Genomic DNA, 26,714 nt, shown 5'->3' with positions numbered 1-26,714 from the left:
CGAAAGGTGGTCGTTAATTACGCCGAAACAATAAAAAAACCCCGGCACCTGGGCCGGGGTGGGGCCAGTCTTTCCTGGCTGTCACTTCATCGTCGTCAGTATTCCAGGCTCTCATCCCTCTATCATCGAGACGCGCAAAGGAGCCCGAAGATTACGCCTGCGCAGGTGATACCGCGATACGGCGGGCATTGGTATTAACGCCCCACAAGCCTGCCAACGCACTGACCACTGCGCCAATCAACAGCGCAAAGAATGACCATAATGCAGCCCGCGACAATTCGTCTGCAGCAGCGGCAGCCTGTTCGCGCGCCTTCTGTTTCAGCTCCACATACTCCTGTTTTGCCTGATTGATTTTTGCTTCGGCGTCATCCAAACGCTGATTAACCAGCTGCGCAGTTTTATTTTTGGCTTCGACCAAATTCTTCACCGTCTGGTCCACTTCCTGCGGCGTCATATCGGTATTTTCTGCCAAGGCCTTTTTCAGGGCGTCTTGATCCACATCTTGCGAGATGGCCTCACCCTGTTTTTTAAGCTTGGCGACCAGTTGATTAATAATGGCGTCGCTATTGTCAGGCTGAAGTGCCAGGGCTTTTACTGCGTCCGCCAAATCAGTTTTGGCCGCATTCAACTGCTGTTGCATGAATTCAGGCTGCAATGACGGGATACCGCTTTTTTTAAGCGCCGTAACCACATCGCCTTGCAGCTGTTCAGGTTCCAAGGTTGTGTCAATGCCCAACTTGTCAAACACTTTACCGCCGGCGTCCGCCAATCCGGATGCCCCTTTGCCAATCGCTGAACCGGCGCCGGAGAGCAAGCTGCCGGAGGTCGAAGCGATAGCGCCCAGCGCATTGCCGGTCGCCTTCACTGCAGACCCGACCAGCATCCCACCCAGTACCGCCGCCACAATCAGTGACGTAGCCCAGACCAGGAAGCCATGAATAAGTCCGTCATTAGCAGCCAAACGCCCAGCAATAAAAGCGCCGGCGGCCAAACTAATAATGATTGAAACAGCGGACCAAATCACTACGGTGGTACCGGCGCCGTTTATCGGATCGTCTGATGTCGGATCCACGATGGAGAATCCAAGACTGGTGCCTAACGTCGACAGCAACAGTGAAACAGCCAATACGGTGATCACGCCGCCGATGACGCTGCCCCAGGAGATTTTTTTCGCCGCTACCCATTCTTTTGCCACTTCCATAGTAAAACTCCTTTTAAGTTTTCGATTATAAAGAAATGCCAGAAAGCCTTACCATTATAGACTCGCTTCATCAATCAGGCGGTTAAAGGGTGAAAACAGTTAAAAATAATTAATGATAATAACATCAAGAGTGCGTCTACTCTCAGCGGCGATACGCTGACAGACCGTCTTAGCATCACTATTCTTACGCTATCCACCAGTGAACAGGGTCTTAGCGCAAAACATGAACCGGTTACTCGCAGCCCTCATCGTGGCGTGCGCGGCATTGGCGACGTTATATGGGCTGGTGCATTTTGGCGCACGTTCGGTGCCGCGCGCGATTGCGGTCAACGAGGCGCCGCTGGGGTGTGAGGATGAACCTGAGCTCGCCGGCGAGTGCGGCGATGACGATGAGGCTCCCGCCGACGAATTTCGCCGGCCGGCGACGCTGAACGCCCGGGCCGACGGTTAATTAACGTTACGAGCTATCCCCATTGCCGCCAGGCGTACGGCAGGCTAGGCTGTTCAGCTCATGGGCCGCCGTTTGGCGGCTTGAACGTTGCACAGGGAGTCTATTTTATGACGGGTATTTTGCAGTTATTCCAGGCCATCGGACTGGGTTTGGTGCTGCTGTTGCCGCTGGCCAACCCGCTGACCACGGTGGCGTTGCTGCTCGGGTTGTCCGGCAATATGACGCGCGAAGAGCGTAATCAGCAGTCGCTGATGGCCTCGGTTTATGTGTTCTGCATCATGACGGTGGCGTTTTACGCCGGGCAGGTGGTGATGAACACCTTCGGCATTTCGATCCCCGGCCTGCGCATCGCCGGCGGCCTGATCGTCGCCTTCATCGGTTTTCGCATGCTGTTCCCGCAGCAGAGCCCCGAAGACGCGCCGGAGGTGGAGAGCAAGTCGCACGAGCTGCGCCACAAGACGTCGGCCAACATCGCCTTCGTGCCGCTGGCCATGCCGAGCACCGCCGGGCCGGGCACCATCGCGATGATCATCAGCTCGGCATCGAGCGTCAAAGCGAACTCGCTGGGCTTTGAACCCTGGGTGTTGGCCGTGGCGCCGGTCGCCATCTTCCTGACGGTCGCGGTGATCCTGTGGGCCTGCCTGCTCAGTTCCGGCGCCATCATGCGGTTGGTGGGGAAAAGCGGCATCGAGGCGATCTCGCGCCTGATGGGGTTCCTGCTGGTGTGCATGGGCGTTCAGTTCATCATCAACGGCGTGCTGGAGATCATCTCCACCTATACACCGACCGCCTGATCATACAAAACGGGCGCGACATCGCGCCCGTTGCCGTTATTTCCCCGCCGGCGCCTGCGCGCCCAAAATGCCCTTGCCTTCCGGCACTTCGGTAAAGCGACTGAGGATCTCGCTGTAGGTCTTGGCCGGATCCAAATCCGGGAACTGCGCCGGATAGATAAACTTCGCCAGATACTCCAGCCCGACGATGTTGTACGGGTGGTTGTAGAAGTTATGGTAGATGCCGTAGAACCGCCCTTCCTTCACCGCCGACACCTGTGAGAACCCTGAGCGCTGCTTCATGCGGTTGAAGGCCTCATCCACCTGCTGCTGCGTCACGCCATAGCCGAACGGCACCGCGGCATTGGTCTTGCTGGCCCACTGCGAGCCGGAAACGATATACGCATCCGGTTTCATACTGATCACTTTTTCCAGCGCCACGTCGCCGGTCGCACCCGGCAGCAGCGCAGAACCGATGTTACGCGCGCCGACCGCTTCGACCAACGCGCCCCAGCCGACGTGCGCATGGGTGAAGCAGCAGGATTCCAGGCCATTCAGACCGGCCTTGGCTTCGAAGAACACCAACGGTTTGGGTGCCACCGCCTGCGTTTTGGCCAGAATGGCCTGATAATGCTGCTGATAATAATCGGTATATTGCTTGGCTTCGCTTTCACGGTTGAGGGTTTCCCCCAACAGCGTCACGCTTTTCGGCGTGTTTTCCACCGGCTTGAGCATGGTATCGATAAACAGCACCGGCACGTTCAGCGCCTTCAGCTTATCCAGCACGCCGGTTTGGCTCAGCGAAGGCTTGGAGCGCAGCTGGGCGATCATCAGATCGGGGCGCTTGGCGATCACGCTCTCCAGATTCACTTCGCCTTTATCGCTGAATCCCATATCGATGATGTTTTTCGCCGCCGGCCATTTGCTCTGCAAGATTTCCCAGGTCGCCGCGTCGCTTTTCTTCAGCAGGTTATTCCAGGCCACCAGCCGGCCGAACGGGTTGGCGCGATCGAGCAGCGCCAGCGTGAGAATGTCGCGCCCGTCCTGCACCACGATGCGTTTCGGCTCCTGCGGGAGGGTGACCGTCTGGCCAGAGGTGTCGGTCAGGGTCAACGGATAGGTAGTGGCCATCGCCGGAGAGGCGAGTAAGGCGGCGCAGACCAGCGCCGGCAAAGTGATTCGACGGTGCACGAAAGACTCCTTAGTCATGAATACATTCAGGAAATACTAATGAGAATGGCTTGCATTATCAAAGATAACGCCCAGCATGCCGGCGATTAATTGCAAAGGGATGTGTAAAGGAAGGATAAGAGGCGCACCGGAGCCGGCGCGCCCAGGGGATCACATCAGGCCGTAGATCAGCGCCGACAGCGCAATCAAGCCCATCACCAGCACGAAGACGTTGCTCGCCGCGCGATATTGGCGCATGGCCGGCACCGCACGCACCGCGTACATCGGCAGGATGAACAGGATCGCTGCAATCAGCGGGCCGCTGATGGTTTCGATGATGTGCAGCGCGCTGGGGTTCCACACCGTCGCCGCCCAGGTGAGCAGGAACAGTGCCACCGCCGAGATGCGGTGCGTCATGCGCGAGCTGAGCGGCTTGCCGACCGCGCGCGTGACGCCATCGATCAGGCTGGTCGCCCCTTCCGTCACCCCCAGCGAGGTGCCGAGATAGGATTTAGCCATTGCCAGCATTGCCATCACCGGGCCGAGATAGGCGATCAGCGGGTTGGAAAACTTGTTGGCCAGCGTGGTCAGCACCGTGATGTTCTGATCTTTCGCCTGCTGCATGTCTTCATGGGACAGGCTCAGCACGCAGCTGAACACGAAAAACAGCACGGTAACGCAGATCAGCACATAGCTGTAGCGCATGATGCGCGCGCAGCGGCGCTCCGCCTTGTCGCCATACAGGCTCTTCTGCGTCGAGGCGAAGGAGGAGATGATCGGCGCATGGCTGAAGGAAAACACCATCACCGGCACCGCCAGCCACAGTGAATGCCACAGCCCCGGCGTGTCGAAGCGGGTGGTGGCCAGGCCGTGCACGAAGTTGGCGGTATTCCAGCTCGGCATCAGGTACAGCGAAATACCCATCAGGAACACCAGCAGCGGGAACACCAGCATGCCCATCGCCGCCACGATGCTGTCTTTGCCACGCAGCAGCACCAGATTGAGCACTACGACCACCGCCAGACTCAGCCAGATACGCGGCAGCGGCGCCACGTGGAACTGGTGGATCAGGAAGCTGTCCAGCGCGTTGGTGATCGAAATGCTGTACACCAGCACGATCGGGAAGAACGCCATCAGATACAGCATCATGATGATTTTTCCGGCCAGCACGCCGAAGTGTTCCACCACCACATCGTGAATATTGCCGTCGCGGCTGGAGCCAGAAAGCACGAAGCGGCTGAGCGCGCGGTGCGGCAAATAGGTCAACGGGAAAGCGAACAGCGCCATCAACAGCAGCACCAGCGGGCCGTTCAAACCGGCGTTGATCGGCAAGAACAATGTGCCGGCGCCCACCGCGGTGGCATAGAGACCGAACATCCAGACGGTGTCGGTTTTGTTCCATTTGGCAGGCTGAGCGGCCGTCAGCGTGCCTGAATCGGGAGAAATCGTACTCATGAGACAGTCTACCTTAATCTGCAGCGCCAACGATTGCGCCTAACGGGATATCCTTCTCCGCGAATTTTTTAATAGTAATCAGTGAATTAAAGCGATATTTCATACTTACGCCTGATGAAAGGACGGCAAAGGATAATGAAAAATCCGCTGCGGGTCTATGTTTTATCGGCTGAACGGATGATTTGCGAACAGAAAATGCTGAAAAAACCGGCACGGGCAGGAAAAACTAAGGGCTCCTTGCGGAGCCCTTAAGCGGTTTACTTCTTCGCGTCCGGATGGTCCGGCACCTCGGCGCTGCCCATCTCCTTCTCGTCGCGGATCATCGAGCGGTCTTTACGCACGTCGGCCACGTCGGAGGCGCTCACCGGTTTGGCGCTGTTGCCCCAGCTGGTACGGATGAAGTTCACCACGTCCGCCACCTGCTGATCGTTCAGACGCCAGCCAAACGGCGGCATGGTGATATTGGATACCGCCCCCTGCACCGCCGGCGTGGTGTTGCCGGTCAGCACGATGTGGATCAGCGAGGTCGCGTCCTCGGTCTGCACCACCGGGTTGCCCTTCAGCGACGGGAAGGCGCGCTTATAGCCCACGCCGTCGGTGCGGTGGCAGGCCGCGCAGTTATCGACATACAGCGCCGCGCCGGGCTTGCTGTCGTCACCGCGCCACAGATCCTTGGCCACGCTGTCTTCGACCGGTGCCGCCTGCTGCTTGCCGTCTTTCGGCGGCAGCGATTTCAGGTAGCGTGCGATGGCGGTCAGATCGTCGTCGCTCAGGTATTGCAGGCTGTGCTCCACCACGTCGCTCATGCCGCCAAACACGATCGCCTTGTCGTTACGGCCGGTTTTCAGGAACTCGGTCAGCTCGGCTTCGCTCCAGCTGCCCAGGCCATCCTTACGGTCGCTGCGCAAGCTGGAAGCCACCCAGCCGTCGATCGGCGCGTTGCTGCCGGACAGGTAGTCGTCGCTTTCGCTGTTGCTCAGCGCTTTTTCCTGCATGGTGATGCTGCGCGGGGTATGGCAGGCACCGCAGTGGCCCAGGCCTTCCACCAGGTAGCGGCCGCGCTCAATCACCGGATCGGCCTTGGCGTCAGCGACGAAATCCGCCGGCGACGGCGCGAACATGCCGCGCCAGATGCTCAGCGGCCAGCGCATCGACAGCGGCCACGGGATGTCGGAGTCCTTGTTGGCCTGCTCCACCGGCTGCACGCCGTGCATGAAATAGGCATACATGGCGCGCATGTCGTCCTCTTTCACCAGCGCGAACGACGGGTACGGCATCGCTGGGTACAGGGTGCTGCCGTTTTTGGCTACGCCCTTACGCACCGCGTTGTCGAAATCCTCGAAGCTGTAATCGCCGATGCCGGTTTTCTTGTCCGGCGTAATGTTGGTCGAGTAGATGGTGCCGATCGGCGTCTCCATCGCCAGACCGCCGGCGAAGGTTTTGCCGCTCTTGCCGTCGGTGTGGCAAGCCACGCAGTCGCCGGCGCGCGCCAGGTATTCACCGCGCTTGATCAGCTCGCTGCTGACGGTGGCGTCCTGCGCCCAAACGGAAAAACTCACTGCACTGAGAACCAGTGCCGGTACAAATGCTTTCATCGTTCGCCGTCCTTATGCCTGCACCAATGGGCCTGGGTTTTTCAGATACTGCTCGCGAATGGCGCGGGCAGACCAGTAAGCCAATGCCGCCACGGTGCCGGTCGGGTTGTAGCCCAGCCCTTGCGGGAAGGCCGATGCGCCGATCGAGAACACGTTGTGCACGTCCCAGCTCTGCAGATAGCGGTTGACCGCGCTGGTCTTCGGATCCTCGCCCATCACCGCGCCGCCGTTCATATGGGTGGTTTGGTAGCTGGTGGTGTCGAAGTGGCTGTTGGCGTTTTTCGGGCTGCCGGCGATCAGTTTCGGGTTCATCGCCTTGGCGATCGGCGCCATCTTGTCGTACATGAACTGCGCCATCTTGATGTCGTTTTCCTGCCAGTCGAACGTCATGCGCAGCAGCGGCTGGCCAAAGACGTTCTTGTAGTTGGGATCCAGATCCAGATAGTTGTTGCGGTACGACTGGTGCGCGCCGTGGGCGTCCATCGAGACGTGATGGGTGTAGGCATCCGCCACCGCCGCTTTCCATTTGCTGCCCCAGGCCGGGGTACCCGGAGGCGTCGGCAGGCCGGAGATCGGCTTGGTGCCTGCCTGGTTGACCCAGAACGGCGAACCGCCGACGAAGCCTTCTTTGGCGTGGTCGAAGTTATCGGCGTTGAAGTCGTCCACGCCCACGCCGTTGCCGCCGGCGCCGATGAACGGGTTGGTGAACACGTCTTTATCGAAGAACGCCTTGATGGTGGTCATGTTCTGGTAGGCGAAGTTGCGCCCGACCACGCCTTCGCCGGTCACCGGATCGTAAGGCTTGCCGATGCCGGACAGCAGCATCAGGTGCACGTTGTGGAACTGGAACGCGCCCAGGATCACCAGATCGGCCGGCTGTTCAATCTCGCGGCCCTGCGCATCGACGTAGTTCACGCCGGTGGCGCGGGATTTGTCGTCGGTCAGGTTGACCTTCAGCACGTTGGCGTTGGTGCGCAGCTCGAAACGTTTCTCCATGCGCAGCGCCGGCAAAATGTTGACGTTCGGCGAGGCCTTGGAATACATGTAGCAGGCGTAGCCGCTGCAGAAACCGCAGAAGTTGCACGGGCCCATCTGCGCGCCGTACGGGTTGGTGTAAGAGTCCGAGGTGTTGGCGGACGGCAGGTTGTAAGGGTGATAACCCACCTCCAGCGCCGCTTTCTCGAACAGCTGGGCGGAGTAGGTATTTTTCTGCGCCGGCAGCGGGAAGTCGCTGGAACGATCCGCCGCAAAGCGGTTGCCGCCCTTCTGCGCCACTTTCTGCCCTTTGATGGTCCAGGCGGTGCCGGAGGTGCCGAACACTTTCTCCGCTTTATCGAAGAACGGTTCCAGCTCGTCGTAGGTCACGCCGAAGTCCTGGATGGTCATGTCCTTCGGAATGAAGTTTTTGCCGTAGCGCTCTTCATAGTGGCTGCGCATGCGCAGTTCGATCGGATCGACGCGAAAATGCACGCCCGACCAGTGCAGGCCGGCACCGCCAACGCCGGTGCCCGGCAGGAACGCCGCCAGCTGGCGGTAAGGCACCGCGGTCTGGCTGCTGTTGTGGCGAATGGTGACGGTGCTTTTCGACAGATCCTGGAACAGTTTGCGGCGGATGTTATAGGTCAGCTCGTCGATCACCTGCGGATAAGAACCGTCCGGATAGGTGTCGCGCATCGGGCCACGCTCCAACGCCACCACGTTGAGGCCGGCCTCGGTCAGCTCTTTGGCCATGATCGCGCCCACCCAGCCGAAACCGACGATCACCGCATCTACTTTTTTCATTACCGTTGCCATGATCAGCCCCTCTCCCCACGAATCGAGACGGGCGGGAAGGGATAACGCTCCCCTCGCTCAACCCAGTCCATAAAATCGGCGCGCGCGCCCGGAAAATTAATCAGCTTCCAGCCCACCATGTCTTTGTTGCCGCCATGGATAGGATCGCTGAAGAAACCTTCGCGGGTGTTTTGCAACAGATAGGAGAAGAACAGTTTCGACGGCAGCTGCTGGAACTCCGCCTCGCCGGACTCGAACTTTTGCAGCATGGCGTCTTGCTGCGCGCCATCCAGTTCGGCGAAGGGCTTGCCGGCGGTTTTCTTGCTGTAGGCGTCGGCGTCACTGATGCCGAGGTTGTAGATTTGCTTGGGCACCAGCGGCAGCTGATAACCCATCTCCTTCGGCACATCGGGGTTGAATGGCCCCTGCATGTACCAGATGGAGCCGGTGGCGTATGGGGTATTCATCTGGCGATCGATAAACTCCGGTACGCCGGCTTCCAGTGCGCCAGGGCCGCGTTCGTCGGCCGGGATCAGGCGCGCGACGGCGGCCCTGATGAAGGCCCACTCTTCCGGGGTGAAAAAGGTCGGTTGGTAATCGTTCTGCGTTGAAGTGTTCGGGGCCGCGACCGCTGGTGCCGGTGCCGTCAGCGCGCCAACGCCACTGCCACCAATTACCGCCGCAGGAATTAAGGTCATCGATTTCAACAAGAAATCGCGCCGCGAATTGTTGGTTTTATGATTCGACATGTCACATTCCATCCAAAGATAGTCACAACTATTTAACCGCAACCTTGCGGTCGATACGGGTTTTTAAAATAATTTGTTACTTATTTGTCTATTTATTGAAGGTCAGAATGCGAGCAAATGCAAAAATGTTACCGGTAACTTATTGAATGAACGTAAAGATTTATCTGCTAACGTAAATTTAACTTTTTGTGCGGTTTTTCTGATAACCGGTGAGGAAATAACGAAAAATGAGAGGTGCGTCGTGCTCTTAAGCGGCGCCATAAACAAAATCGGCCGCGTTCAGCGGCCGATTCGACAAAAGAGAGGGTTACTGCGACATCGCCTGGTAGGCGGTGGTCACCTTCCACAAATAGCGCGGCGCCTGCGGTGCCGGGTGCTTTTTCTGGATGTGCTGATAAAACTCGTCCGGACTCATCTGATTGATGCGATTCACCGCCACACGCTTGTCCGAGGAGAAGGTGCGTAACATGGCACCCGCCCCGTTCACGTACGAAACGATGGTGGCATAACGCAGAGTCTGAGGGTTGTTGATCCCGGCTAGCTGCTGGCTTTGAAGAATATTGATATAGGCCGTTCCCAGATCAATATTGACCGCCGGATCTTTCAGCTCACGCGAGCTGGGTTGCCCGTTTCGTCCTTTCATGCGATAGGCGTCGCGGCCGGCGGTAGAAGCCTTAAGCTGCATCAATCCCACTGCGTTCGAGGTGCTGACCACGTTCGGGTTAAACCCGGACTCCACCTGAATAATCGCTTTAATCAGCGTTTCGTCAACGCCGTAGTTGCTGGCGGCCTGACGAATGTAATCGTTATAAGCAACCGGGGTGCCTGTGCGGTTTACCGGTGCCTGCGGAGGGGGTTTTAACCAACCGCCGCGCGTTGTGCCACTGCCTGAAATATTGCTTGCCGTTTGTGGGTCTTTGGCGCACCCCGACAAAAGCAAAATTGCCGTAAGGCAACCTATTTTTGTTTTCACAGAATCCCTCACTCCTTTCAATGAGTTGCGTAGCATATACAACTTGTAAGGACACCTGCAGTAATTTTTTGGGCTAATCTCAAGCTATCCATATACCAAGAGGTGATTTATGAGTCAATCTGCAACAAACTGCTTTGTGGTGACTTTTCGCTATCAGGAAGCGGGATTAACCGACCTGGCGAAGCTGACCGGGCAATTGACGCGCGAAGGTTTTGTCACGTCGGTGACAGACGAAAATGGCGTTCACCATGAGCTCGGCAGCAACAGTTTCGCGTTCATAACCGTGCTGGATCAAGAGGATGTACTGCGCCTGGCGCAGGGGTTCGGGCAGTTGGCATTGGGAAAACAGCCGGAGGTGACGATATGCGCCTGTGAGGACTACCTTCAGCGGTTACATACTGATACATAAAATGCTATAACTCCCCGGACGGTATTATTTTTTCAGTTGGAGAAATACCCCGCCGGCGGTGGGCAAGTGACGCTTGACTTCGCTTCAATTGATATTGATAATCATTTTCATTTGAACCAGGAGACGTCATCATGCCATTGATAAGTTGCGCTTTTCGTCGCAGTCGCCCTTCCCGCGCTGCCGCACTGTTACGCCCTTTTACGCTCGCCTGCCTACTGCTCGGCACCGCCTTGGTCAGTCAACACGCGCTGGCGGATAAAAAGCTGCGCGTGGTGACGACCTTTACCATCATTCAGAACATTGCCCAGAACGTGGCCGGTGACGCCGCCGTGGTGGAATCCATCACCAAGCCGGGCGCCGAGATCCACGACTATCAACCGACTCCGCGCGACATCGTCAAAGCGCAGCACGCCGACCTGATCCTGTGGAACGGCATGAACCTGGAACGTTGGTTCCAGCGCTTCTTCGAAAACATCAAACAGGTGCCGGCGGCGGTTGTGACCGAAGGCATCACTCCGCTGCCGATCCGCGAAGGGCCGTATAACGGCAACCCGAACCCGCATGCCTGGATGTCGCCAAGCAACGCGCTGGTGTACATCGAGAACATTCGCAAAGCCCTGGTGGAGCACGATCCGGCACATGCGGAAACCTATAACCGCAACGCCAAAGCCTACGCAGAGAAAATCGGCGCACTGGACGCCCCACTGCGCGAACGCCTGGCGCGCATTCCGACCGCACAGCGTTGGCTGGTGACCAGCGAAGGCGCTTTCAGCTACCTGGCGCAGGACTATCAGCTGAAAGAAGTCTATCTGTGGCCGATCAACGCCGATGAGCAAGGTTCGCCGCAGCAGGTGCGCCGGGTAATCGACGCGGTGCGCGCCCACCATATTCCGGTGGTGTTCAGCGAAAGCACCATTTCCGACAAGCCGGCCAAGCAGGTAGCGAAAGAAACCGGCGCCAAATACGGCGGCGTGCTGTACGTAGATTCGCTGTCCACCCGCGACGGCCCAGTGCCGACCTATATCGACCTGCTTAACACCACCGTGCAAACCATCGCCAAAGGATTCGATCAATGACCCATGAACCGTTTGTCCGCCCTGAATTGAACGTGGACGACGTCACCGTGACCTACAACAACGGACACACCGCCATTCACAACGCCAGCTTTACCCTGAGCGGCGGTTCGATCTGCGCACTGGTCGGCGTCAACGGCAGCGGTAAATCGACGTTGTTCAAAAGCATTATGGGCCTGGTCAGGCCCACCAGCGGCCGGGTGTCGCTCAGCGACAAACCGGTAGCGGACGCGCTGAAAAAGAACCTGATCGCCTACGTGCCGCAGACCGAAGACGTCGACTGGAACTTCCCGGTGCTGGTGGAAGACGTGGTGATGATGGGCCGCTACGGCAAGATGAATTTCCTGCGCATTCCGTCGCGCGAGGATCGTTTGCGGGTCGACAAGGCGCTGGAGCGCGTCGGCCTCAGCGAGCTGCGCGGTCGGCAGATCGGCGAGCTGTCCGGTGGCCAGAAAAAGCGCGTGTTTCTGGCGCGCGCGCTGGCGCAACAGGGCACGGTGCTGCTGCTGGATGAACCGTTCACCGGCGTGGATGTGAAAACCGAGAATGCCATTATCGAGCTGCTGCGCGCATTGCGCGACGAGGGGCATCTGATCCTGGTCTCCACCCACAACCTCGGCAGCGTGCCGGAGTTTTGCGATCGGGTGATCCTCATCAACCGCACGGTGCTGGCCGCCGGCCCAACCGAAACCACCTTCACGCAGAGCAACCTGGAGCAGGCATTCGGCGGCGTGCTGCGCCATATCAACCTCTCAGGCCCGGATCTGCACGACGACAACGATCCGCGCACCGTTACGGTATTGACCGACGATGAGCGCCCGGCGGTGTTCTACGGCCACACCAAGAGCGATCCGCCGGCCAACAGCCAGGCCAGGGAGAAACAATCCTGATGCTGGACCTTCTGCTGCAACCTTTCAGTTATAACTACATGGTGAAAGCCATCTGGGTCAGCGCCATCGTCGGCGCCGCCTGCGCGTTCCTGTCCGCCTATCTGATGCTGAAGGGATGGTCGTTGATGGGCGATGCGCTGTCGCACTCGGTGGTGCCCGGCGTGGCCGGCGCCTACGCCCTCGGCCTGCCCTACGCCGCCGGCGCCTTCTTTACCGGCATGCTGGCGGCGCTGGCGATGACGCTGGTGCGCCACATCACCCGCCTGCGCGAAGACGCCATCATCGGCTTCATCTTCTCCACCTTCTTCGCCGTCGGCCTGCTGATCGTGTCGCTCAACCCCACCTCGGTCAACGTACAGTCGATCATCTTCGGCAATATCCTCGGCATCGCCGACGAAGACGTGCTGCAGGTGGAAATCATCATCGGCGTTTCGCTGCTGATCCTGTGTCTGGTGTGGAAAGACCTGCTGGCGGTGTTCTTCGACGAAAGCCACGCGGTATCGATCGGCCTGTCGCCGCTGAAGCTGAAGATCCTGTTCTTCACCCTGCTCAGCGCCTGCACCGTCGCCGCGCTGCAAACCGTCGGCGCCATTTTGGTGATCGCCATGGTGATCACGCCGGGCGCCACCGCCTATCTGCTGACCGACCGCTTCAGCCGGCTGGTGATCATCGCCATCATCATCGGCGCATTGACCAGCGGCATCGGCGCCTACCTGAGTTTCTTCCTCGACGGTGCCACCGGCGGGGTGATCGTCACCCTGCAAACGCTGGTGTTCCTGGCGGCGTTCTTCTTCGCGCCGAAACACGGCCTGCTGGCGTCCCGGCGCCGTGTGGCGCATTCGCAAACCGGAGGCCGCTGATGGACACCCTGTATCAACTGCTCAGCGAACCCTTCGCCTACCCGTTCATGCAGCGGGCGATCGTCGCCGCCATCGTCACCGGAGTAGTGTGCGCCGTGCTCTCCTGCTATCTGGTGCTCAAAGGCTGGTCGCTGATGGGCGACGCCATCTCGCACGCGGTACTGCCCGGCATCGTGGTGGCGTTCGTGGTCGGCATCCCGCTGGCGATCGGCGCCTTCCTCTCCGGCATCTTTTGCGCGGTGGCCACCGGCTACCTGAAAGAGAACAGCCGGGTGAAAGAAGACACGGTGATGGGCATCGTCTTTTCCGGCATGTTCGCCTTCGGCCTGGTGCTGTTCTCGCGCATCGACACCGACCAACACCTAAGCCACATTCTGTTCGGCAACATGCTGGGCATCACCGACGGCGAGCTGAAGCAAACCCTGCTGATTGCCGGCATAACCCTGGCGGTGGTGTTGCTCAAGCGCAAAGACTTCATGCTGTACTGTTTCGACCCGCACCACGCCCGGGTGATTGGCCTGCCGGTCAAGCTGCTGCACTACGGGCTGCTTTGCCTGCTGGCGATGACCATCGTCGCCTCGCTGCAGGCCGTGGGGGTGATCCTGGTGATCGCCATGCTGATCGCCCCCGGCATCATCGCCTTTATGCTGTGCCGCCGGTTTGATCGCATGCTGATGGTGGCAACGGTGGTGTCGGTGTTCTCTTGCGTGCTCGGCACCCTGATCAGCTTCCACATCGACGGCGCCACCGGGCCCTGTATCGTCATCGTGCAGGCCGTGCTGTTCGTTGTCGCCTTGTTGTACAGCAAGCTGCGCCCGTTACAGGGTAACCAAAACGCCCCGATGGGCAGTTAAACGCCCCTCTGATGCGGCGGTGTGCCCCGCCGCATCCTATTCCTCCGCTGGCTTATTCGTTGTCATCAAGTTGCAATCGGTATTGCGCTTAAATTAATCAATAGGGTATATACTTTGAGCTGGCGAGGCGCTGAAAAAATCGCCGCCTTTGACGCCGGCTGTGCGCCGCGTCGTGTTTTCACCACGGGAAAGACGCTAACCTAATGAATTATCAGGCAGCACAGAGGGGGAAATACCATGTGGCAAGCCGTTAGCCGTCTGTTAAGTGAACATCTTGGCAGCGCAGAGATACGCGAAAGGATTGAACTGCCCGGGGGCGACATTCACCCGGCGTGGCGCGTGAGTTACGGTGACAACGAGGTGTTCGTGAAATGCGACGCCCGTGAACAACTGCCGATATTCACCGCCGAGGCCGATCAGCTGGCGTTGCTGGCGCGCAGCAAAAGCGTGCGGGTACCGGAAGTGTATGGCGTCGGCAGCGATCGCGACTACAGCTTCCTGCTGCTGGAGTATCAGCAGTTGAAACCCCTCGACGCCCACGGCGCCTACTGTCTGGGCCAGCAGTTGGCGCACCTGCATCAGTGGAGCGAGCAACCGCAGTTCGGTCTCGACTTCGACAGCGATCTGACCACTACCCCGCAACCCAACGCCTGGCAGCGCCGCTGGTCGGAATTCTTCGCCGAGCAGCGCATCGGCTGGCAGCTGCAGCTGGCGGCGGAAAAAGGCATGACCTTCGGCGACATCGACGACATCGTCGATCGGGTGTATCTGCGCTTGCAGCACCACCAGCCGCAGCCTTCCCTGCTGCACGGCAACCTGTGGCCGGGCAACTGCGCGATGACCGCCAACGGGCCGATACTGTTCGATCCGGCCAGCTACTGGGGCGACAGAGAGTGCGATTTGGCGATGCTGCCGCTGTATCCGGAGCTGCCGCCGCAGATCTACGACGGCTATCAGAGCGTGTGGCCGCTGGGGGCCGGATTTATCGAACGCCAGCCGCTGTATCAGCTGTACTACCTGCTCAACCGCAGCAATCTGTTCGGCGGCCAGCATTTGGTGGCTGCCCAACGCGCGGTGGAGGCGCTGCTGCAGCCGGAGGCGTCGTAACGTACCGGGGCGCCGAGCGGCGCCCCGGTCATGGTTCAGGCCGCGCCGGCCAACTGCCCCAACAGGCGGATCACGAACCAGGCGATCACCGCAATCACGATAGGCAGGATGTACAGCGGGAAGTATTGCAGGAAGATGGTGTGGTGCGGCAGCGTAATGCGCTCCTCAAGCTGTTGGCGCGTGTGCCCTTCGCTGCCCTTGGCCTGCTCCAGGATCATCTGGTCTTCCAACCCTTCGCGGATGAACTTGACCTGACGCGACATGCGCGCGCCGGAGGCCTGCAGCGCCAGCCCGACGAAGATCAGAATATAGATGATGATGAACATCAGATTGGCGCCGCTGAACAGGCTTTTATCCACGTCAGGCACCGGTGAGTTGTACCAGAAAAGGTTCAGGAACGGCGTGTTGAAACGCACCATGTCCACCATCACGTGGACAAAATCCAGCATCACTGCGTTGATGCCCTTGGTTTTTTCACTGTGCTGATAGATAAAGCCCAGCACGGAAATCAGCGTCGACAGCAACGCCGGGATAAAAACCACCCATCCGAGAATGCGTTTCAAAATGGCGAGACGCCCGGCCTGTTGATACGTCATGTGTTCCCCTTGTTAGCGACGTAACCGAATCGGCTAAGTCTACCTGCTGTTGGCGAAACTCGCCCACCGTTTTCTTCACTCCCTCTGTGCTACAAGCTTAGCCGAATTCGTCGAAATCAAAAACTTAACGGCGCCGGCACACTATCATTGAAGGGGTAACGTTATCCATTCGGACAGAGGCCGCCATGATTCGACTGATTATCTTATTGCTGGGCGCCCAGGCGCTGCACGGCCAGCGCCGCCTGCTGGTGCTGTTCGGTTGGCTGTGGATAGCCGCAGGGGCGCTGATGTTGTTCGACATCCTGCAGGATGGCCGGTCGGTGCTGGCGCTGGATGCGCTGGCGGTCATCCTGGCGCTGGAGGGGCTGGTGGCGATATCCGCTGCGCTGGTGATCGGCTCTTCGGCCAGCAGGCCGGTGTTGCTGAAGGGATTGGGTTTCGTGTTTATGGCCTTTTTAATGCTGGACGTGCCCGCAGACGATAACATCGTCGCCACCGTGGTGTTTGGCAGCGCGCTGCTGCTTGACGGCGCCGTGCGCATCGCCTCCTCCACGGTGATTCAACACAGTCGATGGAAAGGCGTGGCGCTGGCGGGCGGCGGCGAGATCCTGCTTTCGTTGATGATTTTTGTCGGCTGGCCGGCGCCGCATCGGATGACGGTGCCCTTTTGCCTCGGCGTGATGATGGTGCTTTCCGGCTGGGCCTTATTGCGTATCGCCCGGAGACTGACAAGCTTCTCTCTGAATCAGCACCCCGCGCGGCAGCCACCGCACCCGGAGGATGAGACTGCGCCACTCACGGTGTACGTCTGGACACCGATTGGTGCGGCTAAAGATCCACGCCGACGTTACATCGTCGACCGATACATCGCGGCGGTCGACGGCGGCGGCAATATCTCCACCGGTCATGCCGCCCTGGCGCTCGCGCCGGATGTGTATATCAGTCACTACCCGCTCAACGACATCAGCCATTCCGTTCAGGATTTCCGCCAGTTGTTGCATGCCGGCGAGCAGAACAACGTCGACGGGCGTTTCCTGCCCGACCTGCCGGGTGAGATCGCCGCCTGGTGCCCACCGGACAAGAAAATTCAATTCTACCGCTATAACCCGGCGGCGCTGCGCGCATTCTGGCTGCGTTATCGGCAAGACGCCACCTACAATCTGACCCGACGCAACTGCTCCACCACGGTCATCGGCGCGCTCGACAGCGCGTTGGAAGGCGTGCTGGGCGATAAACACCTGTGGCGCCGCTTTCTGTTGCTGGTGTTGGATCCCAATCTGTGGATGCTGGCGGTACTGCGCAGCCGCGGCGAAAGCATGACCTGGACGCCGGGTTTGGTGCTGGACTACGCACGCATGTTGCAACAGGTCACCGAGCGTCAACATCAGCGCTGGTGGCTAAAATTGCGCGAGGCGTGGAATATCCTGCGTTTTGGCAAAAGCCAAACGCGCAGGCAAAGGTTTTAGTCTCGTCACCGGCGATGATAAAGTGTCGGGCACATTCACCCGCGCCGGCAGGAGTTAACCGTTAATGGCTTATTCGCAACGCATTGAAACCGCAATTTTTGATATGGACGGCTTGTTGATCGACTCGGAACCGCTGTGGCTGCAGGCCGAGCTGGATATCTTCGGCGCGCTGGGTTTGGATCTGTCCGACCGTCACAAGCTGCCGGACACGCTGGGGTTGCGCATCGATCTGGTGGTGAAGATGTGGTACCAGGCGATGCCGTGGCAAGGGGTTTCGCTCGATGAGGTGTCGGCGCGGATTATCGAGCGCGCCATCGAGCTGGTGCACGAGACGCGCCCGCTGCTGCCGGGCGTTCAGCAGGCGCTGGAGCTGTGCCGCAGCCAGGGGCTGAACATTGGCCTCGCCTCCGCCTCGCCGCTGCACATGCAACAGCAGGTGCTGAAGATGTTCGATCTTGAAGGTTACTTCGATCAGCTGGTTTCCGCCGAATACCTGCCGTACAGCAAACCACACCCTGAGGTCTACCTGATCGCCGCCGAGCGCCTGGGCAGCGATCCGCTGCGCTGCATCACGCTGGAAGACTCCTTTAACGGCATGATCGCCACCAAGGCCGCACGCATGCGTTCCATCGTCATCCCGGCGGCCGAATACCGTCACGATCCGCGCTGGGCGCTGGCGGACCACAAGCTGGAGACCCTGGAACAGCTCACTCCCGCCCACTTTGCCTGACCTGCGGCGCCGGCCATCGGCGCCCTGGCTTTCCGCTCTGCGCCATAAAAGGGATCCGTGCCGCAAAACAAACGAAACATCGTTTCATTATTATTGAATCGGCATGCTGTTGTTATTATGCTGGGTGGCAGGGAAAGCGACGGCCCACGGCGCGTTGTCACTGCCACGCAGCGCGGTTCAAGGCCGCCGCTTCCTCCCGCCACACGCCAAGCCACCGTCTTTTTTCTCATCTTCATGCATCGCCCATCGCCCGCTTTTTGTTCTCGCCAGTCAAAATCGATGATTTGTTACGCAGCACCGTAACAAGCCGTTGTAAAACAGGGAAAAATAAACAATTGGTTACAGGGTAACTGCTTCCACTACTGGGAATTTTCCCATATACTGGATAAATTAACAGTTTACCAGCCGGAATCGCAACAGCATGACCGCGGAAGGACATCTCATTTTCTCTGTCGCTTGCGCGATCTTCGCCAAGAAGGCGGAAGTGACGCCAGAGCTGGCTACCGGCGACTGGTGGCACATCATACCCGCCGCGCTGCTCACCTCGCTGCTGCCGGACATCGATCACCCCAAGTCGGTACTGGGCCAGCGCCTGCGCTGGATCGCCCTGCCCATCGCCCGCGCCTTCGGCCACCGCGGTTTCACCCACAGCCTGCTGGCGATCGCCGGCGGCATGGCGCTGTTTCAGCTGGACGTGCCGCGTAGCTGGCCGATCCCGGCCGACGCGCTGCACGCCATGATCATCGGTTACTTCAGCCATCTGCTGGCCGACATGCTCACGCCCGCCGGCGTGCCGCTGCTGTGGCCGTGCCGCTGGCGTTTTCGCCTGCCCCTGCTCAACTCGCAAAAAGGCAACCAGCTGGAGCGCGTACTGTGTCTGTGCCTGGTGGCGTTTGCCATCTGCTGGCAAGGCGATTTCACCCTGCCGGTGCAATCCTATGTCGAGCAAATCAGAAATATCAGACTCTGATCACAAAAATACGCCCAATCCATCATCTTGATGTATATAAAACAAACAAAAACACACAAAAAGCTATATCAAATTCCATTTGGATATAAGTAGGCCACTCAGCAAACTGTTACGATATTTACATCGCGACATACGTGATGCGTAGTCGTTTTTATAAGAAAGATTATTGGAGACATTGGGGATGAATCTTCCGCTCGTGATTAACGTGCTGGTGTTTGTCGCGCTTCTTTTGCTGCTGGCGCAAACCCGCCACAAGCAATGGAGCCTGGCGAAAAAAGTGCTGGTCGGCCTGGTGGTCGGCGTAGTATTCGGTCTGGGCCTGCAGCTGGTGTACGGCGCCGACAACCCGGTACTGAAAGAATCCATCAGCTGGTTCAACATCGTCGGCAACGGCTATGTGCAACTGCTGCAAATGATCGTCATGCCGCTGGTGTTCGCCTCAATCCTGAGCGCGGTCGCCAAACTGCATAACGCCTCTTCTCTGGGCAAAATCAGCGTCCTGACTATCGGCACGCTGCTGTTCACTACGCTGATCTCGGCGCTGGTGGGCGTGCTGGTCACCAACCTGTTCGGCCTGACCGCCGAAGGCCTGGTGCAGGGCGCACAGGAAAGCGCGCGCCTGACGGCGATCCAGACCAACTACGTGGGTAAACTGGCCGATCTGACCGTGCCGCAGATGGTGCTGTCGTTCATCCCGAAAAACCCGTTCGCCGACCTGACCGGCGCCAGCCCGACCTCGATCATCAGCGTGGTGATTTTCGCCACCTTCCTCGGCGTGGCGTCGCTGCAGCTGCTGAAAGACGACAAGCCGAAAGGCGAGCGCGTGCTGGTGGCTATCGACACCCTGCAGGCCTGGGTGATGAAGCTGGTGCGTCTGGTCATGAAGCTGACGCCGTACGGCGTGCTGGCGCTGATGACCAAAGTGGTCGCTGGTTCCAACATTCACGACATCGTCAAGCTCGGCAGCTTCGTGGTGGCCTCGTACATCGGCCTGGCCATCATGTTCGTGGTACATGCCATCTTGCTGGCCTTCACCGGCGTTAACCCGATGAAATTCTTCCGCAAGGTGTGGCCGGTGATCACCTTCGCCTTCACCAGCCGCTCCAGCGCCGCCAGCATTCCCTTGAACGTGGAAGCGCAGACCCGCCGCCTGGGCGTGCCGGAATCCATCGCCAGCTTCTCGGCGTCCTTCGGCGCCACCATCGGCCAGAACGGCTGTGCGGGCCTCTACCCGGCGATGCTGGCGGTGATGGTTGCGCCGACCGTCGGCATCAACCCGTTGGATCCGGTGTGGATCGCCACCCTGGTTGGCATCGTCACCCTCAGCTCCGCCGGTGTGGCGGGCGTGGGCGGCGGCGCCACCTTCGCCGCGCTGATCGTACTGCCGGCGATGGGCCTGCCGGTGACGCTGGTCGCGCTGTTGATCTCGGTCGAACCACTGATCGACATGGGCCGTACCGCGCTGAACGTCAACGGCTCCATGGCGGCAGGCACCATCACCAGCCAGCTGATGAAGCAAACCGACAAAGCCGTGATGGACAGCGAAGACGAAGTCGAATTGGCTCACAGCTAACGCCCTCTCAGATCGAAAAAACCGGGGATTATCCCCGGTTTTTTTATGCCCCGCGTTCGGTCGTTACGGCCGCTCGCCGTTCGCCAGCCGCCGGTTGATATCGGCGATCACATCCGGTAATTGCGCCAGCGTGTCTATCACATAATGCGCGCCCGCCGCGTACAGCTTATCGGCGGCCGCCGTGCGGCGCTGCTCTATTTCCCCTGCCGCCATTTGACGGTACTCCGACCAGGTAGCGCCGAACTCGTTGCCGGACAGCGCCAGCCCGACGCTCCACATCCCGGCGTTCAGCCCTTCGGCAATGCCCGGCACCGCGTCATCGACCTTCACGCAGTGCGCCACCGCATCGATGCCCAGCGCGATGACGTTCTGCAACGCCATCCACGGCCCCGGTCGGCCGCCGGCCGCAAGATCGTCGGTGGCGACCCAATAATCCGGCGCATAGCCGCGCTGTGCGCCGGCCGGCGCCAGCACCTCCATCACCGCGCGCGGATAACCGGAGCAGGAACCGATTTTGATGCCCTGTTCGCGCAGCCCGGCAATCACCTGCGGCACGCCCTCGATGGGATCGGCAAAGTCGATCACTTTGGCGATTTGCAGCGGCATAAACGCCTGATACAGCGCGTCGATATCCTGGTGGCTCATCGAGCGGCCCAGCTTCTGCCGCCAGCGCGCGTCAACCGCCGGCAGTTTGCCCAGCGCCTCGATGTGCTGCCATTTGCCGAGCCCCATCGGAATGCGCGCCTCCGCCAGGCTGATGTCGATATCGAAGGTTTGCTTGAACGCCTCGACAAAAATCTGCGTTGGCGCAAAGGAGCCGAAGTCCACCGTGGTGCCGGCCCAGTCGAGGATCACTGCGTTGATCTGTTTCATGGTCAATCCTTATTGATTCCAGTACATCGCCTGCCCGACGGCCGCCAGCAAACGTTCGATATCCTGCGGATAAATTTCCCCGATGTTGCCGATGCGGAAACAGTCGCTCTGCGACACTTTGCCGGGATAAATCACGAAGCCTTGCTGCTTCAGGCGCTGATAAAACTCGGCGAAGCGGTAAGTGTCGGCCTTCGGCGAATAGAACGCGGTGATGATCGGCGAGTGCAGCGCATCGTCCAGCAGGGTCTCAAAGCCCAGTTCACGCATGCCCGCCACCAGCCGACGCTGATTGGTCTGATAGCGGTGGTGGCGCGCGGCAATACCGCCCTCGTGTTCCAGCTCTTTCAGCGCCTGCGCGAAGGCCAGCACGGTGTGGGTCGGCGACGTAAAGCGCCATTTGCCGGCCTGGTCTTCCATACAGCGCCACTGGGCATACAGATCCAGCGACAGCGAGCGCGAACGGCCGGCGCATTTCTCCAGCTCGCTGCGGCGGGCGATGACGAAAGCGAAGCCCGGCACGCCCTGAATGCATTTGTTGGCGGAGCTGATCAGAAAATCGATGCCCAGCGCGTCCACATCCAACGGAATGCCGCCGAAGCTGCTCATGGCGTCAACGATAAAGGTTTTACCGTTGCGCGCCGCCAGACCGGCGACCTTCTGCAGCGGGTTGAGCATGCCGGTGGTGGTTTCACAGTGCACCATGGCGATATGGCTGATGCGCGCATCGCTTTTCAGCACCGCCTCCATCGCCGCCACGTCCGGCTCATTGACCTCGCCGCAGTCGAAAGCGTGGTGGTCAATATCCATCAGCCGCGCCATTTCGATCATTCGCGCCCCATAGGCGCCGTTGTTGACGATCAGCAGCTTGTCCTGCGGGCCGATGACCGTGCCCAACACGCCTTCCACCGCAAAACTGCCGCTGCCCTGCAGCAGCACCGCGGTGTAACCGGCGGACGGCGTCGCCAGCGCCACCAACCGTTGGCGGATGCGCTGCACCACGCCCAGGTTGTAATCTTCATCCCAGGTGCAGCTGTCATACAGCATCGCCTCTTTCACCGTTTTCGATGTGGTCAGCGGACCGGGGGTCAACAGCAGGTAGTTACGATCGGACATGTCATTCACCTATTTGGTCTATACCAGATTACGGGCATTGTGGCGGCAAATTCCTTCCCCGGTCAAACGACAAAGCGCGGTGAAACAAAAAATTCATCTGGCTATGTATAATAAGCGCGTGCCGGAATGTCGGGCCGATGCCATAGCGAGATGAAATGAAAGAACATCAGGGCGATATGCCCCATTACCTGCAGATCAAGGATCAGCTTCAGGCGCGCATCACCCGCGGCGCGCTGCAGGCGGGCGACAAGCTGCCTTCGGAGCGCGAGCTGTGCGCCATCTTCTCCACCACCCGCGTTACCATTCGCGAGAGCCTGGCGCAGCTGGAGGCCACCGGCGCCATCTACCGCGCCGATCGCCGTGGCTGGTTCGTCACGCCGGAACGGCTGTGGCTGGATCCGACGCAGAACACCAACTTCCACCGCCTCTGCCAGGAGCAAGGGCGCACGCCGCGTACCGCGCTGCTGTCCGGCGAAAAAACCACGGTGCCGCTCGACGTGATGCAGCCGCTGGCGCTCGAGCCGTTCGATCAGGTGTATCTGCTGCGCCGCGTTCGCTATGCCGACGGCCGCGCCATCTGCTATTGCGAGAACCACTGCCTGCCGCAGCGGGTGCCGGAACTGCTCCGCCACGATCTCAACGGCAGCTTGACCGAGGTTTATCAGCAGCATTACGATTTGATTTACAGCAACATGCACCTGTCGTTCTACCCGACCGCCCTGCCTTACCGCGCCGCCAACGCGCTCGGCGCCATGGTCGGCCTGCCCGCCTTATTGCTGCGCCGCTTGAATTACGATCAGCACGGCCGCATTCTCGATTTCGATATCGAATACTGGCGCCACGACAGCCTGCGCATCGAGGTCGATACGCTTTAATCTCCTGAATATCGGGGCTGCGCCTGCCGCCCCCTTTTCTCTCCCACGCCCAATCCCCGTTGCCGGTAAATATATTTTGCCGCTTTCATTTGTTTGTCATATTCGCCGATTAGCTTGGCCGCATATCTGGTGTATACCAGTTCCGCATTAACCCGCAACAGTGAGGCTGAAGCTATGAAACTTTCTCGTCTGGTCGTGATGACCGCCATCGCACTCGGCTCCGCGCCGGCCTGGGCCGCCGATGCGGTGGTGACCGTCTACTCCGCCGATGGCCTGCACGACGGCGATCACAGCTGGTATCAAACCCAGTTTGACGCCTTCACTCAGGCAACCGGGGTCAAGGTGCAGTACGTCGAAGGCGGTTCCGGCGCCATCGTCGAGCGGCTGTCGAAAGAGCGCAGCAACCCGCAGGCCGACGTGCTGGTGACGCTGCCACCGTTCATCCAGCGCGCCGCCGCGGAAAAACTGCTGCAGGACTTCACCCCGCAGGATGCGGCGCAGATCGCCAACGCCCAGCCGCAGTTCGTGCCGCTGGTGAACAACTACCTGAGCTTCATCTATAACGCCAAACTGCTGCCGCAGGCGCCCGCCAGCTACCAACAGCTGCTGGACGCGCAGTTCCGCAACAAGCTGCAGTACTCCACGCCGGGCCAGGCGGGTGACGGTACCGCGGTGATGCTGCAGGCGTTCCACAGCTTCGGCAGCAAAGACGCCGGTTTCGACTACCTCGGCAAGCTGCAAAGCAACAACGTCGGCCCTTCGGCCTCCACCGGCAAGCTGACCGCGCTGGTCAATAAAGGGGAGCTGCTGGTGGCCAACGGCGATCTGCAGATGAACCTGGCGCAGATGCGCAGCAACCCGAACGTGAAGGTGTTCTGGCCGGCCGGGCCGGACGGCAAGCGCAGCACGCTGGTGCTGCCTTACTATGTCGGCCTGGTGCAAGGCGCGCCGCAAAGCGCCAACGGCAAAAAACTGATCGACTTCCTGCTGAGCAAAGAAGCGCAGAGCAGCGTCAGCGCCATTTCCTACGGTATGCCGGTGCGTAAGGACGTCACCCCGACCGACGATAACTTCAAGCAGTCGCAGGCGGCGCTGAAAGGCGTGGACATCTGGGCGCCGGACTGGAATCAGGTGGTGAGCAGCCTGTCCGCCGATATCTCCCGCTGGCACCAGGTGACCGAATGACGCTGACGATGCCTTCTACCCTCTCTTCCCGCGCCGAGGCGCGGGATCGCAGCCAGGACATCGCCGGGCCGTCGGGCATTCAGCTCGACCGCGTCAGCGTGTCGTATCGCGGCACCGAGGTGCTGAAACCCCTGACGCTCGCCATCGCCCCCGGCGAAGTGCTGGCGCTGATCGGCCCCTCAGGCTCGGGCAAAACCACCGTGCTGCGGGCCATTGCCGGATTCGTGCAGCCGTCCGCCGGGCGTATTGCCATCGGTGACGTCGATGTCACCGACGTGCCGCCTTATGAGCGCGGCCTGGGCATGGTGGTACAGAACTACGCGCTGTTTCCGCATATGCGCGTCGAAGACAATGTGGCGTTCGGCCTGCGCGCGCAAGGCAAGCCGCGCGGCCTCACCGCCGAGCGCGTCGAAGAAGCGCTGGCCATCGTCGGCATGTCCGCCTACGCCAAGCGCTATCCCAGCCAGCTTTCCGGCGGCCAGCAGCAGCGGGTGGCAATCGCTCGCGCCATCGCGGTGCGCCCCAAAGTGCTGTTACTGGATGAGCCGCTGTCGGCGTTGGACGCGCAAATTCGCCACAGCATGGTGGAAGAGATCGCCCGCCTGCACCGCGAGCTCCCAGAGCTGACCATCCTGTACGTCACCCACGATCAGGGCGAAGCGCTGACGCTGGCGGACAAGATCGGCATCATGCGCGACGGCCACCTGATCGCCCACGGCGAGACCCGCGCGCTTTACCATCATCCCACGAACCGCTTCGCCGCCGAGTTCCTCGGCCGCGCCAACCTGCTGCCGGCCACCGCGCTGGAGACCACTACCGGGCAAGGCATGACCACCGTCAGCTGCGCCGGCAAAGTGATCGGCTGTTTCACCTACGGCGCACAACGCGGCTTCGACAAGCTGCTGTGCATCCGGCCGCAGCATATTGCGCTCGATGCCGACGCCCAGCGCAGCAACAACCTCATCGGCACGCTGCGCGATATTCACTGGCAGGGGGAACTGACGCACCTGCAGTTCGACGTTCAAGGCCATCCTCTGCGCGTGGTCACCACCCATCGCAGCCGGATGCCGCAGATCGGCGAACGCGTGCCGCTCTATTTCGCCCCCGACGATGCGGTACTGATCGAGGACTGACATGATCGACTCTACGCTTATTCGCCCGGCCCTGCGGCTGCGTTTCCCGCGCCGCCTGTGGATCCTGCTGCCGCTGCTGGTGCTGGCGACGCTGTTTTTCTACCCGTTGGCGCTGATCGTCAAACAGGCATTTACCGACGATCAGGGGCTATTCAGCGCCGACGCGCTGCAGCAGGTGTTCGAATCCCGACGCTTTGTCGGCGCCCTGCTCAACACGCTGCAGATTGCGCTGCTGGCGACGCTGGGCTGCCTGGTGCTCGGCACCCTGCTGTCGCTGCTGCTGGTGTTCACGCCGTTCCCCGGCAGCCGACCGATCGCCCGGGTGATCGATACCTTTATCGCCATGCCGACCTTCCTGATCACGCTGGCCTTCACCTTTATCTACGGCTCCGCCGGCCTGCTGAACGGCACGCTGATGGCGACCTTCGGTTTCACCCTGCCGCCGGTAGACTTTCTTTACTCCATCTGGGGGGTGATCCTGGCGGAAATCACCGTGTTTACGCCGCTGGTGATGCGCCCGCTGATGGCGGCATTGTCGCAGATCGATCGCAGCCAGCTCGAGGCCGCCAGCATTCTCGGCGCCCGGCCGGGGCGCGTGGTGCGCCAGGTGATTTTGCCGGCCGCGCTGCCGGCCTTGCTGGCCGGCGGCAGCCTGTGCCTGTTGTTGACCACCAATGAGTTCGGCATCGTGCTGTTTATCGGCGCCAAGGGCGTCACCACGCTGCCGATGATGGTCTACTCCAAAGCGATTCTGGAGTCGGATTACGCCGTCGCCTGCACGATCGCCGTCGTGAATATCGCGCTGTCGCTCGGGCTGTTCTCCCTTTACCGCTACGCCGCGGCGCGCGCCGGGCTGAGGAACTGACA

26 protein-coding genes are annotated in these 26,714 nt (G+C 60.1%); 16 read left to right on the top strand and 10 right to left on the bottom strand.

What is annotated here, in order from left to right; all coding sequences use genetic code 11:
* Positions 1 to 151 precede the first annotated feature (151 nt).
* On the bottom strand, positions 152 to 1,201 hold the full coding sequence (locus ACSJLU_RS10645; protein ID WP_043143370.1) for a YrzE family protein: 1,050 nt from the start codon (positions 1,199 to 1,201) through the stop codon (positions 152 to 154).
* Between the two features lie 223 nt (positions 1,202 to 1,424).
* Here ACSJLU_RS10645 and ACSJLU_RS10640 point away from each other — a divergent pair, with 223 nt between their 5' ends.
* Positions 1,425 to 1,652, top strand: coding sequence for a hypothetical protein (locus ACSJLU_RS10640; protein WP_025302614.1), 228 nt, complete (start codon positions 1,425 to 1,427; stop codon positions 1,650 to 1,652).
* Between the two features lie 107 nt (positions 1,653 to 1,759).
* Positions 1,760 to 2,446, top strand: coding sequence for a MarC family NAAT transporter (locus tag ACSJLU_RS10635; protein WP_025302613.1), 687 nt, complete (start codon positions 1,760 to 1,762; stop codon positions 2,444 to 2,446).
* Between the two features lie 36 nt (positions 2,447 to 2,482).
* Here ACSJLU_RS10635 and ACSJLU_RS10630 read toward each other — a convergent pair whose 3' ends face one another.
* The 6 genes from ACSJLU_RS10630 to ACSJLU_RS10605 form a co-directional block, all read right to left on the bottom strand.
* Entirely contained in the window at positions 2,483 to 3,616 is a 1,134-nt protein-coding gene (locus ACSJLU_RS10630) for an ABC transporter substrate-binding protein (RefSeq protein WP_025302612.1), read from the bottom strand.
* 150 nt (positions 3,617 to 3,766) lie between these two features.
* Positions 3,767 to 5,050, bottom strand: a complete 1,284-nt coding sequence (locus tag ACSJLU_RS10625; protein ID WP_043143391.1) for a serine/threonine protein kinase — start codon at positions 5,048 to 5,050, stop codon at positions 3,767 to 3,769.
* A gap of 257 nt (positions 5,051 to 5,307) precedes the next feature.
* The gene (locus ACSJLU_RS10620; RefSeq protein ID WP_043143369.1) at positions 5,308 to 6,645 is read right to left on the bottom strand and encodes a c-type cytochrome; all 1,338 of its coding nucleotides are present in this window, start codon (positions 6,643 to 6,645) and stop codon (positions 5,308 to 5,310) included.
* Positions 6,646 to 6,657: 12 nt separating this feature from the next.
* Positions 6,658 to 8,439, bottom strand: a complete 1,782-nt coding sequence (locus tag ACSJLU_RS10615; RefSeq protein WP_025302609.1) for a GMC family oxidoreductase — start codon at positions 8,437 to 8,439, stop codon at positions 6,658 to 6,660.
* A gap of 2 nt (positions 8,440 to 8,441) precedes the next feature.
* Entirely contained in the window at positions 8,442 to 9,167 is a 726-nt protein-coding gene (locus tag ACSJLU_RS10610) for a gluconate 2-dehydrogenase subunit 3 family protein (RefSeq protein ID WP_025302608.1), read from the bottom strand.
* A 307-nt stretch (positions 9,168 to 9,474) separates the two neighbouring features.
* Positions 9,475 to 10,140 carry a transglycosylase SLT domain-containing protein gene (locus ACSJLU_RS10605; RefSeq protein WP_025302607.1) on the bottom strand — a complete coding sequence of 222 codons (666 nt, stop codon included), beginning with the start codon at positions 10,138 to 10,140 and terminating at the stop codon, positions 9,475 to 9,477.
* 109 nt (positions 10,141 to 10,249) lie between these two features.
* Here ACSJLU_RS10605 and ghoS point away from each other — a divergent pair, with 109 nt between their 5' ends.
* The 6 genes from ghoS to ACSJLU_RS10575 all read left to right on the top strand — a co-directional run bounded on the left by ghoS (position 10,250) and on the right by ACSJLU_RS10575 (position 15,333).
* Positions 10,250 to 10,549 (top strand): type V toxin-antitoxin system endoribonuclease antitoxin GhoS, encoded by a 300-nt coding sequence (gene ghoS / locus ACSJLU_RS10600; protein WP_025302606.1) that lies wholly within the window; start codon positions 10,250 to 10,252, stop codon positions 10,547 to 10,549.
* Positions 10,550 to 10,680: 131 nt separating this feature from the next.
* On the top strand, positions 10,681 to 11,625 hold the full coding sequence (locus ACSJLU_RS10595; RefSeq protein WP_342096762.1) for a metal ABC transporter substrate-binding protein: 945 nt from the start codon (positions 10,681 to 10,683) through the stop codon (positions 11,623 to 11,625).
* A complete protein-coding gene (locus tag ACSJLU_RS10590; protein WP_043143367.1) occupies positions 11,622 to 12,512 on the top strand; it encodes a manganese/iron ABC transporter ATP-binding protein in 891 nt (296 codons plus the stop codon). The genes ACSJLU_RS10595 and ACSJLU_RS10590 overlap by 4 nt, the downstream gene beginning before the upstream one ends.
* The gene (gene yfeC / locus ACSJLU_RS10585) at positions 12,512 to 13,372 is read left to right on the top strand and encodes an iron/manganese ABC transporter permease subunit YfeC (protein WP_015377686.1); all 861 of its coding nucleotides are present in this window, start codon (positions 12,512 to 12,514) and stop codon (positions 13,370 to 13,372) included. The genes ACSJLU_RS10590 and yfeC overlap by 1 nt, the downstream gene beginning before the upstream one ends.
* Positions 13,372 to 14,226, top strand: coding sequence for a metal ABC transporter permease (locus ACSJLU_RS10580; protein WP_025302603.1), 855 nt, complete (start codon positions 13,372 to 13,374; stop codon positions 14,224 to 14,226). Before yfeC ends, ACSJLU_RS10580 begins: the two co-directional genes overlap by 1 nt.
* A 237-nt stretch (positions 14,227 to 14,463) precedes the next feature.
* Complete coding sequence (locus ACSJLU_RS10575; RefSeq protein ID WP_033642864.1) at positions 14,464 to 15,333, top strand: fructosamine kinase family protein; 870 nt, start codon at positions 14,464 to 14,466, stop codon at positions 15,331 to 15,333.
* 35 nt (positions 15,334 to 15,368) lie between these two features.
* Here the strand turns inward: ACSJLU_RS10575 and ACSJLU_RS10570 are convergent, their stop codons facing one another.
* A complete protein-coding gene (locus ACSJLU_RS10570; RefSeq protein ID WP_025302601.1) occupies positions 15,369 to 15,929 on the bottom strand; it encodes a YniB family protein in 561 nt (186 codons plus the stop codon).
* Positions 15,930 to 16,114: 185 nt separating this feature from the next.
* Between ACSJLU_RS10570 and ACSJLU_RS10565 the strand changes: the two genes are divergently transcribed.
* The 4 genes from ACSJLU_RS10565 (at position 16,115) to ACSJLU_RS10550 (ending at position 20,668) form a co-directional block, all read left to right on the top strand.
* Positions 16,115 to 17,395 carry an HdeD family acid-resistance protein gene (locus ACSJLU_RS10565; RefSeq protein WP_025302600.1) on the top strand — a complete coding sequence of 427 codons (1,281 nt, stop codon included), beginning with the start codon at positions 16,115 to 16,117 and terminating at the stop codon, positions 17,393 to 17,395.
* Positions 17,396 to 17,459: 64 nt separating this feature from the next.
* Complete coding sequence (hxpB, locus tag ACSJLU_RS10560) at positions 17,460 to 18,125, top strand: hexitol phosphatase HxpB (RefSeq protein WP_043143363.1); 666 nt, start codon at positions 17,460 to 17,462, stop codon at positions 18,123 to 18,125.
* A 421-nt stretch (positions 18,126 to 18,546) separates the two neighbouring features.
* Positions 18,547 to 19,095 carry a metal-dependent hydrolase gene (locus ACSJLU_RS10555; protein ID WP_004931456.1) on the top strand — a complete coding sequence of 183 codons (549 nt, stop codon included), beginning with the start codon at positions 18,547 to 18,549 and terminating at the stop codon, positions 19,093 to 19,095.
* A gap of 181 nt (positions 19,096 to 19,276) precedes the next feature.
* Positions 19,277 to 20,668, top strand: coding sequence for an L-cystine transporter (locus ACSJLU_RS10550; RefSeq protein WP_197824787.1), 1,392 nt, complete (start codon positions 19,277 to 19,279; stop codon positions 20,666 to 20,668).
* 63 nt (positions 20,669 to 20,731) lie between these two features.
* Here the strand turns inward: ACSJLU_RS10550 and phnX are convergent, their stop codons facing one another.
* The gene (gene phnX / locus ACSJLU_RS10545; RefSeq protein WP_197770161.1) at positions 20,732 to 21,541 is read right to left on the bottom strand and encodes a phosphonoacetaldehyde hydrolase; all 810 of its coding nucleotides are present in this window, start codon (positions 21,539 to 21,541) and stop codon (positions 20,732 to 20,734) included.
* Positions 21,542 to 21,550: 9 nt separating this feature from the next.
* Positions 21,551 to 22,654, bottom strand: coding sequence for a 2-aminoethylphosphonate--pyruvate transaminase (phnW, locus tag ACSJLU_RS10540; RefSeq protein ID WP_049209394.1), 1,104 nt, complete (start codon positions 22,652 to 22,654; stop codon positions 21,551 to 21,553).
* A gap of 155 nt (positions 22,655 to 22,809) precedes the next feature.
* Here phnW and phnR point away from each other — a divergent pair, with 155 nt between their 5' ends.
* The 4 genes from phnR (at position 22,810) to phnU (ending at position 26,712) form a co-directional block, all read left to right on the top strand.
* Positions 22,810 to 23,529, top strand: coding sequence for a phosphonate utilization transcriptional regulator PhnR (phnR, locus tag ACSJLU_RS10535; RefSeq protein ID WP_033633223.1), 720 nt, complete (start codon positions 22,810 to 22,812; stop codon positions 23,527 to 23,529).
* 174 nt (positions 23,530 to 23,703) lie between these two features.
* Positions 23,704 to 24,714 carry a 2-aminoethylphosphonate ABC transporter substrate-binding protein gene (locus tag ACSJLU_RS10530; protein WP_049205185.1) on the top strand — a complete coding sequence of 337 codons (1,011 nt, stop codon included), beginning with the start codon at positions 23,704 to 23,706 and terminating at the stop codon, positions 24,712 to 24,714.
* A 2-nt stretch (positions 24,715 to 24,716) separates the two neighbouring features.
* On the top strand, positions 24,717 to 25,847 hold the full coding sequence (phnT, locus tag ACSJLU_RS10525) for a 2-aminoethylphosphonate ABC transport system ATP-binding subunit PhnT (protein ID WP_376782269.1): 1,131 nt from the start codon (positions 24,717 to 24,719) through the stop codon (positions 25,845 to 25,847).
* A 1-nt stretch (position 25,848) separates the two neighbouring features.
* Complete coding sequence (phnU, locus tag ACSJLU_RS10520; RefSeq protein ID WP_025302593.1) at positions 25,849 to 26,712, top strand: 2-aminoethylphosphonate ABC transporter permease subunit; 864 nt, start codon at positions 25,849 to 25,851, stop codon at positions 26,710 to 26,712.
* Positions 26,713 to 26,714 lie beyond the last annotated feature (2 nt).

It is taken from the genome of Serratia bockelmannii (assembly GCF_051803255.1).
GTDB classification, from domain to species: Bacteria; Pseudomonadota; Gammaproteobacteria; order Enterobacterales; family Enterobacteriaceae; genus Serratia; species Serratia bockelmannii.
Note: the sequence above shows the minus strand (reverse complement) of the source record. Positions and strands in the feature narration are given on the sequence as shown.

Excerpts from the sequence above, each read along its gene's own strand:
- ACSJLU_RS10645 (WP_043143370.1), bottom strand. The coding sequence starts at position 1,201 with ATGGAAGTGGCAAAAGAATGGGTAGCGGCGAAAAAAATCTCCTGGGGC.
- ACSJLU_RS10640 (WP_025302614.1), top strand. The coding sequence starts at position 1,425 with ATGAACCGGTTACTCGCAGCCCTCATCGTGGCGTGCGCGGCATTGGCG.
- ACSJLU_RS10635 (WP_025302613.1), top strand. The coding sequence starts at position 1,760 with ATGACGGGTATTTTGCAGTTATTCCAGGCCATCGGACTGGGTTTGGTG.
- ACSJLU_RS10625 (WP_043143391.1), bottom strand. The coding sequence starts at position 5,050 with ATGAGTACGATTTCTCCCGATTCAGGCACGCTGACGGCCGCTCAGCCT.
- ACSJLU_RS10620 (WP_043143369.1), bottom strand. The coding sequence starts at position 6,645 with ATGAAAGCATTTGTACCGGCACTGGTTCTCAGTGCAGTGAGTTTTTCC.
- ACSJLU_RS10615 (WP_025302609.1), bottom strand. The coding sequence starts at position 8,439 with ATGGCAACGGTAATGAAAAAAGTAGATGCGGTGATCGTCGGTTTCGGC.
- ACSJLU_RS10610 (WP_025302608.1), bottom strand. The coding sequence starts at position 9,167 with ATGTCGAATCATAAAACCAACAATTCGCGGCGCGATTTCTTGTTGAAA.
- ghoS (WP_025302606.1), top strand. The coding sequence starts at position 10,250 with ATGAGTCAATCTGCAACAAACTGCTTTGTGGTGACTTTTCGCTATCAG.
- ACSJLU_RS10595 (WP_342096762.1), top strand. The coding sequence starts at position 10,681 with ATGCCATTGATAAGTTGCGCTTTTCGTCGCAGTCGCCCTTCCCGCGCT.
- ACSJLU_RS10590 (WP_043143367.1), top strand. The coding sequence starts at position 11,622 with ATGACCCATGAACCGTTTGTCCGCCCTGAATTGAACGTGGACGACGTC.
- yfeC (WP_015377686.1), top strand. The coding sequence starts at position 12,512 with ATGCTGGACCTTCTGCTGCAACCTTTCAGTTATAACTACATGGTGAAA.
- ACSJLU_RS10580 (WP_025302603.1), top strand. The coding sequence starts at position 13,372 with ATGGACACCCTGTATCAACTGCTCAGCGAACCCTTCGCCTACCCGTTC.
- ACSJLU_RS10575 (WP_033642864.1), top strand. The coding sequence starts at position 14,464 with ATGTGGCAAGCCGTTAGCCGTCTGTTAAGTGAACATCTTGGCAGCGCA.
- ACSJLU_RS10570 (WP_025302601.1), bottom strand. The coding sequence starts at position 15,929 with ATGACGTATCAACAGGCCGGGCGTCTCGCCATTTTGAAACGCATTCTC.
- ACSJLU_RS10565 (WP_025302600.1), top strand. The coding sequence starts at position 16,115 with ATGATTCGACTGATTATCTTATTGCTGGGCGCCCAGGCGCTGCACGGC.
- hxpB (WP_043143363.1), top strand. The coding sequence starts at position 17,460 with ATGGCTTATTCGCAACGCATTGAAACCGCAATTTTTGATATGGACGGC.
- ACSJLU_RS10555 (WP_004931456.1), top strand. The coding sequence starts at position 18,547 with ATGACCGCGGAAGGACATCTCATTTTCTCTGTCGCTTGCGCGATCTTC.
- ACSJLU_RS10550 (WP_197824787.1), top strand. The coding sequence starts at position 19,277 with ATGAATCTTCCGCTCGTGATTAACGTGCTGGTGTTTGTCGCGCTTCTT.
- phnX (WP_197770161.1), bottom strand. The coding sequence starts at position 21,541 with ATGAAACAGATCAACGCAGTGATCCTCGACTGGGCCGGCACCACGGTG.
- phnW (WP_049209394.1), bottom strand. The coding sequence starts at position 22,654 with ATGTCCGATCGTAACTACCTGCTGTTGACCCCCGGTCCGCTGACCACA.
- phnR (WP_033633223.1), top strand. The coding sequence starts at position 22,810 with ATGAAAGAACATCAGGGCGATATGCCCCATTACCTGCAGATCAAGGAT.
- ACSJLU_RS10530 (WP_049205185.1), top strand. The coding sequence starts at position 23,704 with ATGAAACTTTCTCGTCTGGTCGTGATGACCGCCATCGCACTCGGCTCC.
- phnU (WP_025302593.1), top strand. The coding sequence starts at position 25,849 with ATGATCGACTCTACGCTTATTCGCCCGGCCCTGCGGCTGCGTTTCCCG.